This is a genomic window from Micromonospora sp. DT4, from assembly GCF_049841675.1.
Taxonomy (GTDB): Bacteria; Actinomycetota; Actinomycetes; order Mycobacteriales; family Micromonosporaceae; genus Micromonospora.
This window is the reverse complement of record NZ_JBNCKT010000043.1, coordinates 26,121-33,813: the sequence shown is the minus strand read 5'-3', so window position 1 is coordinate 33,813 and position 7,693 is coordinate 26,121. Positions and strand designations below refer to the sequence as shown.

Genomic DNA, 7,693 nt, shown 5'->3' with positions numbered 1-7,693 from the left:
CGGCTCGGCACGGTCCGCCGGCTCGGCACGGTCCGCCGGCTCGGCACGGTCCGCCGGCTCGGCACGGTCCGCCGGCTCGGCACGGTCCGCCGGCTCCGGAGGATCCGGCGGCTCCGCGAGGCCGGTCCGCTCGGCAGGGTCAACCGACTCCGACCGGGGCGCGACGACAACGCTGCGGGGCACCCCACCCGCGACCTCCATGCCGCGCTCGCCCGAAGGCCGGGTCTCGTCGTGCGGCCCCTTGCCGTCGAGGACCGGGCGGGGCGCGTCCGCCGGCTCGGGGGCGAGCGTGGGCCGGCTGCTGCTACGGCGGCGGGTGGGCGGGGGCCGGGGCGACAGCAGTCGTGGTGGCATCGCCTGCGGGGCGCTGACGGGGGCCAGACCGGCGACCACGGTGTTGACGATCTCGGCGGCGTACGAGCCGTCCGGGTCGTAGTCGGGGTCGAAGACGGTCAACTCGACGCCGAGGCAGTGTGGTGTGTCGACCAGGCCGGCGAGCAGGATCTCCAGCTCGGCGAAGGCGATGCCACCGGGGTCGGGGGCGTCCACGGCCGGCATCACCGCGGGGTCGAGCACGTCGACGTCGATGTGCACCCAGTAGCCCGCACAGTCGGCGAGCTGTTCGTGCGCCCACTGGGCCGTACGGGCGGCGCCCTCGGCGCGCAGCGCCGGCACCGGCCGGGTGGTGATCCCCGCGGCCTGCAGGTCGAGGCGGTACTCGTCCTGCGCGCGGATGCCGAGCACCACCACGTCGATGTCACGGAAGTAGGGCCGGCGGCCCTCCAACGCGGCCAGGTCGGCCTGCCCGCGCCCGGTGACCAGGGCCAGGTCCTCCCCGGCTGCCGCGCCGACGTAGGAGGCGTTGCCGGGGTGCCGGAAGTCGGAGTGCCCGTCGACGAAGACCAGCCCGATCCGCCCGCCGACCGCCTCGCCGAGCCGGTGCATGGCGAGCGCGGACCCGAGCAGCACGGAACAGTCGCCACCCAGCACCACCGGGAACTCGCCCCGGTCGATGATCGAGCCGATCCGCTCGGCGAGCGCGAGCGAGTAGTCGGCGATCTCCCGGGCGTGGCACACGCCGTCGCCGGGCCGCCAGTCACCGGGGTCGTACCGGGGTGGGGTGAGGCATCCGGCGTCGCGGGCCCGCAGCCGGGCCAGCAGGTCGTGGTCGCGCAGCGCGCCGGGCGCCTTCGCGCAGCCCGGCACGGAGGTCGACGTCGGTGGCCGTAGGCCGAGATTTGTCGGCGCGTCGAGGACGGCTATCCGGCGCATCACGAGCTCCCGTCCCCGGTGGTGGAGCGGGCCGGCGAAAACGCCGGCCCGCGCTGGCGTACTACGAACTCACGATCGTGCTGCGGTCTCAGAACAGGGCGCTGGCCAGGGCCCGACGGGCCGAGGCGACCGCCGGATCGTCCGGGCCGGCGATGGAGAAGAGCGACACCAGGTGCTGGCGGACCGTCTCGCGGTCCTCGCCGGCGGTGCGCCGGACCAGGCCGACGAGCCGTGCGTACGCCTGCTCGGCCAGCCCGCTGAGCACCTCGATGTCGGCGGCCAGCAACTGGGCCGCGACATCGTCGGGGGCAGTCTCGGCGGCGGCCAGCGCGGTGGCCGGGTCAGCGCCTGCCATCCGGCGTGCCACGCCGACCTGGGCGAGGCCCGCCGTGGCCGCGGCGTCCGCGGGAGCGTCGGCGAGGATCTTGCGGTACGCCTGCTCGGCGGCGTCCAGGTCACCGCTCATGAGCGCGTCGTCCGCCTCGTCGAGGCGCGGGTCCTCCGGTTCGGCGACGGTCACGCCGCCGGCCTTCAGCACGGCCTGGATCCACTGGCGGAGCTGGGCTTCGGGCACCACACCGGAGAAGGCGTCGATCGGCTGGCCGCCGACGACCGCGTAGACCATCGGGACGCCCTGGACCCGGAACATCTGGGCGATCCGCGGGTTCTCCTGCACGTCTACCCGGGCCAGCACCCAGGTGCCGCCACTCTCGGCGGCCAGCCGATCGAGCACCGGGGCGAACTCGTCGCTCTCGGGGAAGCCAGCCGCGCCGAAGAAGACGATGACGGGCAGGGCCATCGACTGCTCGAGCACCGCGGACTGGATGGTCGCCTCGGTGACGTCGACGATGGAGGCGTTGCCGCCGGCGGACGGTGCGCCCGGTACGCCGGCGGACGGGCCGCCCTGCGGGGGTGTGCCGGGGCGGGTACTGGCTGGTGCGGGGCCGCGCAGCGTGCTGAGGTCGACCGCGCCGCGGGTGAAGATCGACGAGGTGATCCGTGGGTCGCTCATGGTTACCTAGTCTCGCACGCGAGCCCGGATTCCCGGCTCACCCACAACTCCGACGTTGCAACTCTCACGCCCCACTCCACCCCGGGCGATCGGGCAGTTCCCGCCGCCGAGACGGGGCGTCCGTCAGGCAGCGACCGCGCGAATCGCCGGGGTGGCGGTATCGGTCAGAAACGGGCGGGTTCGCGGTAGGTGCCCCACTCGGCCCGGAGGGCGTCGCAGATCTCGCCGAGGGTCGCCTCGGCGCGGACCGCGTCGAGCATGGCGGGGATCATGTTCTCGTCGGTGCGGCTGGCCTCGATCATCCGGGTCAGCGCGGCGCGGACCGCCGAGGAGTCCCGGCCGCTCTTGCGCTCGGCGAGCACCCGGCGCTGCTCCAGCTCCACCTCGTGGGAGATGCGCAGGATCTCCAGCTCCTTGGCGACCGTGCCGGTGTGGCAGTTGACGCCGACGATTTTCTTGTCGCCCTTCTCGAGTGCCTGCTGGTAGACGAAGGCCGACTCGGCGATGTGGCCGGTGAACCAGCCGTCCTCGATGCCGCGCAGGATGCCGGAGGTCATCGGGCCGATCTGGTGCGGACCCTCCCCGCCGAGCTGCCGGATCCGGGCGAAGATCTCCTCCGCCTCGGCCTCGATCTTGTCGGTCAGCGCCTCGACGTACCAGGAGCCGCCGAGCGGGTCGGCCACGTTGACCACGCCGGTCTCCTCCATCAGCACCTGCTGCGTACGCAGGGCGATCTCGGCGGACTCGTCGGTGGGCAGCGCGAGCGTCTCGTCCAGGGCGTTGGTGTGCAGCGAGTTGGTGCCGCCGAGCACGGCGGCGAGCGCCTCGACGGCGGTGCGCACCACGTTGTTGACCGGCTGCTGCGCGGTGAGCGACACCCCGGCGGTCTGCGTGTGGAACCGCAGCCACAGCGCCTTCTCACTGGTGGCACCGTAGACGTCGCGCAGCCAGCGGGCCCAGATCCGGCGGGCGGCACGGAACTTGGCGATCTCCTCGAAGAAGTCGAGGTGCGAGTCGAAGAAGAAGCTCAGCCCGGGCGCGAACACGTTCACGTCGAGCCCGCGTGAGAGACCGAGCTCCACGTAGCCGAAGCCGTCGGCCAGGGTGTACGCCAACTCCTGCGCGGCGGTCGAGCCGGCCTCGCGGATGTGGTAGCCGGAGACCGACAGTGGCTTGTAGCGCGGGATCTCGGCCGCGCAGTACTCCATCAGGTCGCCGATCAGGCGCAGGTGCGGCTCGGGGTCGAACAGCCACTCCTTCTGCGCGATGTACTCCTTGAAGATGTCCGTCTGGAGCGTGCCGTCCAGGGTGGACAGCTCGGCGCCCTGCCGCTCGGCGGCGACCAGGTACATGCAGAACACCGGCACGGCCGGGCCGGAGATCGTCATGGAGGTGGTGACGCCGGCCAGGTCGATGCCGTCGAAGAGCGCCTGCATGTCGGTGGCGGTGTCGATGGCGACACCACAGTGCCCGACCTCGCCGAGGGCCTGCAGGTCGTCCGAGTCGCGGCCCATCAGGGTCGGCATGTCGAACGCGACCGACAGGCCGCCACCCCCGGCGCCGAGGATCATCTTGTAGCGCTCGTTGGTCTGCTGGGCGTTGCCGAAGCCGGCGAACTGCCGGATCGTCCAGGTCCGCCCGCGGTAGCCGGTGGGATACAGACCCCGGGTGTACGGGTACTCGCCCGGCCAGCCGATCCGCTCGAAGCCCGGGTAGGAGGCGCCTTCGGGCGGCCCGTAGACCGGGTCGACGGTCATCCCGGAGAGCGTGGTGAAGTCGGCGTCCCGCTTGCGCGCGGAGTCGTACCGGGCCTGCCAGCGTGCCCGTCCGGCGGCGATCTCGTCGGCGTCCATGCGCAGGGCTCCTCCTCGGTTCCTGGACTGGAATTCGAGTGTAGAGCCCCCGCCTGAACGATCGCTAAGTCACGCCGTACCGGCGGGTCACCGGTGATTCAGGGTGGGGGCAGGTCGAGGGCGCGCACCGCGTCACGGAGGTGGTGGGCGCGGGCGAGCAGGCGGCGGGCGGTGGGATCCCCGAGGTGGAGTTGACAGCAGCCCCCGTCCAGGTGGACCACCACCTGCTCGCCGGGGTGGTGCACGGCGAGCTTGCGGATCAGCGGCAGCGGGTCGACCGTCGGACCAGGCAGGGCAGGACTGTGCGGCACCGGGATGGGCTGGGCAACCTCCACGGGGGCGGCCTCGGTGATGGCGTTGTCCAGATGATCGAGGCAGAACGCGATGGCCGCCTCGACAGTCGGACGTACCGGCGGGTCGATCCGGTCGGCCGGCGTGCCGGGCGGAAGCAACTGGATGCCCCACTGCCATCCGCGCCAGCCCGGCGGGTCGGTGGCTTCGTACCTGTCGCACCGGACGGTGACGGCGACGGCCAGTCGCAGCCCGAGGGCGAGCCGGAACAGCTCCGTCAGTGACGGGACGTCGGGGGTGCGCGCCACGACGATCAGCCGAGCACCGGGCCGGCCGGCGGCGGTCCGGGTCACGAAGTGCCGCACCGGGTCCACTTCCGGTGGGGCCATGCCGACCCCGTCCCGCAGCATGACGTCGAGAGGCTGGCCGCCATCGGCCTCGGTGAGGTCGTCCGGGCGTACCCCGAAGTCGGTGGCCTGGTCGGCGAGCCGGTAGCGGCCTGGAAGCTGGTGGAGGCGCCGCTCCAGCGGGGTGGTCGGTTCCCCTGGTCGGGGCAGCCAGGTGTCGTGCCGGGCCCGGCGGTGCAGGTCGGTGACCGTGACGGTGAGTCCCCGGTGGAGGCGGCGGCTGCCCCGGCAGGTGTCGCAGGGGAAGACCGAGGGCGCGAACCCGGCACCGACGCACCGGGCGCAACCGGGGGCGGCGACCTGACCGTCGGCCACGCAGTCGCAGCGCTGCAACCTGCTGCCCGGCGCGCAGTCGGTGCAGTCGACGTACCCGATCGGGGTGCCCTGCCAGGACGGCGCGGGCGGTTCCCCGGCCCGGCGCAACACGGTAGTCGGCCGGCGGGAGACCTGCCCGGTGGCCCGCCCGTGCAGCACAACTGTGGTGCCGCCGGGCACCAGCCGGGTGTGCCACCAACGACCGTCTCGCCAGATGGCCTGCGCGGCGGGGGCCCGGTCCAGGTCGGCCCGGACCCGACGGGCGAGCCGGTCCGGGTCGGCGGCCGGGGGCGGCGGCCGGTCGACCGGCCGGGGCGCGACGGTGTACGCGGGCGCGTGCAGCCCCCGTTCGCCGAGCCAGGCGAGCGCGTCCGCGACGGTGGTCCGGGCCAGCGCCGCCGGCAGGTCGGTGGCGCACCCGCGGGTCTCCTCCGGTACGTCGCCTCCGGGCACCTCGAAACGGACGTGCCAAGTGGCCCCGAAGAAGTCGTCACGACGGGCCTCGATCACCAGGTCGAGGCAGAGCAGCTCGGCCAGCCCACAGAACCGTCCGAGGGTCTGCGCGGCGGTCTCCGCTGGGGGCAGGTGGGTACGCCCGAGGTAGAGCCGCCACGGCTGGGTGTCCCCCCGGACGATGGCCTGCGCCTCCAGTTCGTCCCGCCGCCCGGCGGGCAGGTCGGGCCGCCACGACCGGCCCAGCGCCAGGACGAGGTCGGCCTCCTCCCACGGCCGCCGCCGATCGACCAGGCCGGCCGCCCCGACCTCCCGGGTCAGCTCGTCCCGCAGCGGGGCCAGCGCCAGGCACCAGCCACCGTCGGGGCCACGGGTCGGTGTGAGGCTGCCCGGCACGACGTTGCGCGAGGCCACCACACCGGTGTCCAGGTTGGCGACGGTGAGCACGAGCTGCGCCCGACGCCGGCCCCGCTGCCCGCAGTCGAAGCACCCGACGGCGAGGGTGCCGGTCCCCCGGCAGAGCTGGCAGTCCCGGAACGCCGTGTCGGCGACGTCGTCCCACTCCACCAGCAGCCGGTTGCCGCCGTCGCGGCACTGGCAGGGTTCCAGCTTGAAGGTCAGCCCAGCGCAGGTCGGGCAGGTGATCACCGGCGGCCCGCTCACGTGGTCAGCCGCCGGGCGCAGGGGCCGTCGTGGTCGGCCCGCAGCACGCAGCGCCGGCCGCCGGTCAGCCGCACATCACAGAAGACCCGATGGCGTACGCCCTGGTCGTCCTCGGCCGAGACGGTGGTCTCGCCGGGATCGGCCTGGGCCAGCACCCCCGCCCAGCGGGCCAACACCCGGGCCAGCCGGACCGCGCCGGGCAGGTCCCCGGCGACCACCGGCAGGTGGACGACGAACCGCTCCCGGCCGTTGGTCACCGGTACCACCCCGCGTTTACTCGGTGTCGGGCCTGCGCGGACTGCCAGGAGCGCAACGCGTCCCGGATCCGGGCGGCCTCGCGCCGACTGTCGCTGAGCGCCTGGTAGGCGGTGGCCAGGTCGGTAGCGACCCGGTCGAGGAACTCCTGCACCTCCCCCGGGTCGAGCCCTCGCCGGCCGAACCGGGTCCAGCGGAACTGCCGCTCCCGCACCTGCCACGGTCGTAGTGGGCGGTAGGCGGCCGAGCGATAGCAGCCCGGCCGGCGTGGGTGTCGGGCGTGCCGGGCGGGTCGGGCGGGTCGGGCGTGCTCAGGTCGACCGAGTAACCGGCGGATCAATCGCACAACGACCTCCCTCTCTGTCGTAGGGATTCGGTGTCGAAAGGGTTGGAAGGGGTGGGGCCACCCGCCGCGCACGGGCAGACCCACCCCGCCCCGCGACCGCAGCATCGACGGGCGGTACGGCAGCGAGGCAGTTCAACGGCATCGGGTTGTCATTGCGGTTTTCACCCGAGCACCGACAGTCACTGCGACTATACGTACCGGGGCTCAGGGGCACAACCAGTTGGCCGTACGGGGGAATAAGGCTTATGCGCCATGACCATCGATCCGCGTTCTCACACGCCGGTCTATGTGCAGCTCGCGGACCTGCTACGGCAGCGCATCGAGTCGCGGGATCTTGTACCTGGCACCGCCCTGCCTAGCGAGGCGCGGTTGACCCAGGAGTACGGGATCGGCCGGGAGGCGGTTCGCATGGCGATCGCGCTGCTGCGCACCGAAGGCTTGGTCAACACCGTCCGTGGACACGGCAGTTATGTCCGCGAGGAACCGGAGCGACGGCAGGTCGAATTGATGGCAGGTGGATCGGTCATCGCGCGGATGCCGAGTGGGGCCGAGCGCCGGAGCATGCAGCTCGACGAGGGCGTACCGATTCTTGAGGTTCACAGCCCGCAGGGCGACGTGGAGCTGCTACCGGGCGACGAGGTCAAGCTGACCCGCCCGAAACACGGCTGAGCCGCCGGACCGGGCTAATCGAGGGACCAAACTCGCGCGCCGCCTTCTCGCCTGCCCGAACTCGCCACAGTCACGCGCCCAGCAGCCGGCGCAGCCGGACATTGACGGGAACGCACGAGATGACTCCGTTGCGTAAGCTGCCGTCAACTGATCGCGT

At 73.0% G+C, this 7,693-nt stretch carries 7 protein-coding genes; 1 reads left to right on the top strand and 6 read right to left on the bottom strand.

From position 1 onward, the window contains the following. The 6 genes from ACLQ24_RS14840 to ACLQ24_RS14815 all read right to left on the bottom strand — a co-directional run. Positions 1-1,275: arginase family protein (locus tag ACLQ24_RS14840; protein WP_425892066.1), on the bottom strand; the 1,275-nt coding region annotated here is incomplete at its 3' end. 85 nt (positions 1,276-1,360) lie between these two features. Beyond that, complete coding sequence (locus ACLQ24_RS14835) at positions 1,361-2,284, bottom strand: tetratricopeptide repeat protein (protein WP_425892064.1); 924 nt, start codon at positions 2,282-2,284, stop codon at positions 1,361-1,363. A 164-nt stretch (positions 2,285-2,448) separates the two neighbouring features. Further along, positions 2,449-4,137 (bottom strand): acyl-CoA mutase large subunit family protein, encoded by a 1,689-nt coding sequence (locus ACLQ24_RS14830; RefSeq protein WP_425892062.1) that lies wholly within the window; start codon positions 4,135-4,137, stop codon positions 2,449-2,451. A gap of 98 nt (positions 4,138-4,235) precedes the next feature. Then, positions 4,236-6,266 carry a hypothetical protein gene (locus ACLQ24_RS14825; protein WP_425892061.1) on the bottom strand — a complete coding sequence of 677 codons (2,031 nt, stop codon included), beginning with the start codon at positions 6,264-6,266 and terminating at the stop codon, positions 4,236-4,238. Continuing rightward, positions 6,263-6,523, bottom strand: coding sequence for a hypothetical protein (locus ACLQ24_RS14820; RefSeq protein WP_425892060.1), 261 nt, complete (start codon positions 6,521-6,523; stop codon positions 6,263-6,265). The genes ACLQ24_RS14825 and ACLQ24_RS14820 overlap by 4 nt, the downstream gene beginning before the upstream one ends. Continuing rightward, positions 6,520-6,858, bottom strand: coding sequence for a DivIVA domain-containing protein (locus tag ACLQ24_RS14815; RefSeq protein ID WP_425892075.1), 339 nt, complete (start codon positions 6,856-6,858; stop codon positions 6,520-6,522). The genes ACLQ24_RS14820 and ACLQ24_RS14815 overlap by 4 nt, the downstream gene beginning before the upstream one ends. Positions 6,859-7,119: 261 nt before the next feature. On the opposite strand from ACLQ24_RS14815, the gene ACLQ24_RS14810 reads away from it, so the two are divergent. Further along, positions 7,120-7,536: a GntR family transcriptional regulator gene (locus ACLQ24_RS14810; protein ID WP_425892058.1), complete on the top strand. Its 417-nt coding sequence runs from the start codon at positions 7,120-7,122 to the stop codon at positions 7,534-7,536. Positions 7,537-7,693 lie beyond the last annotated feature (157 nt).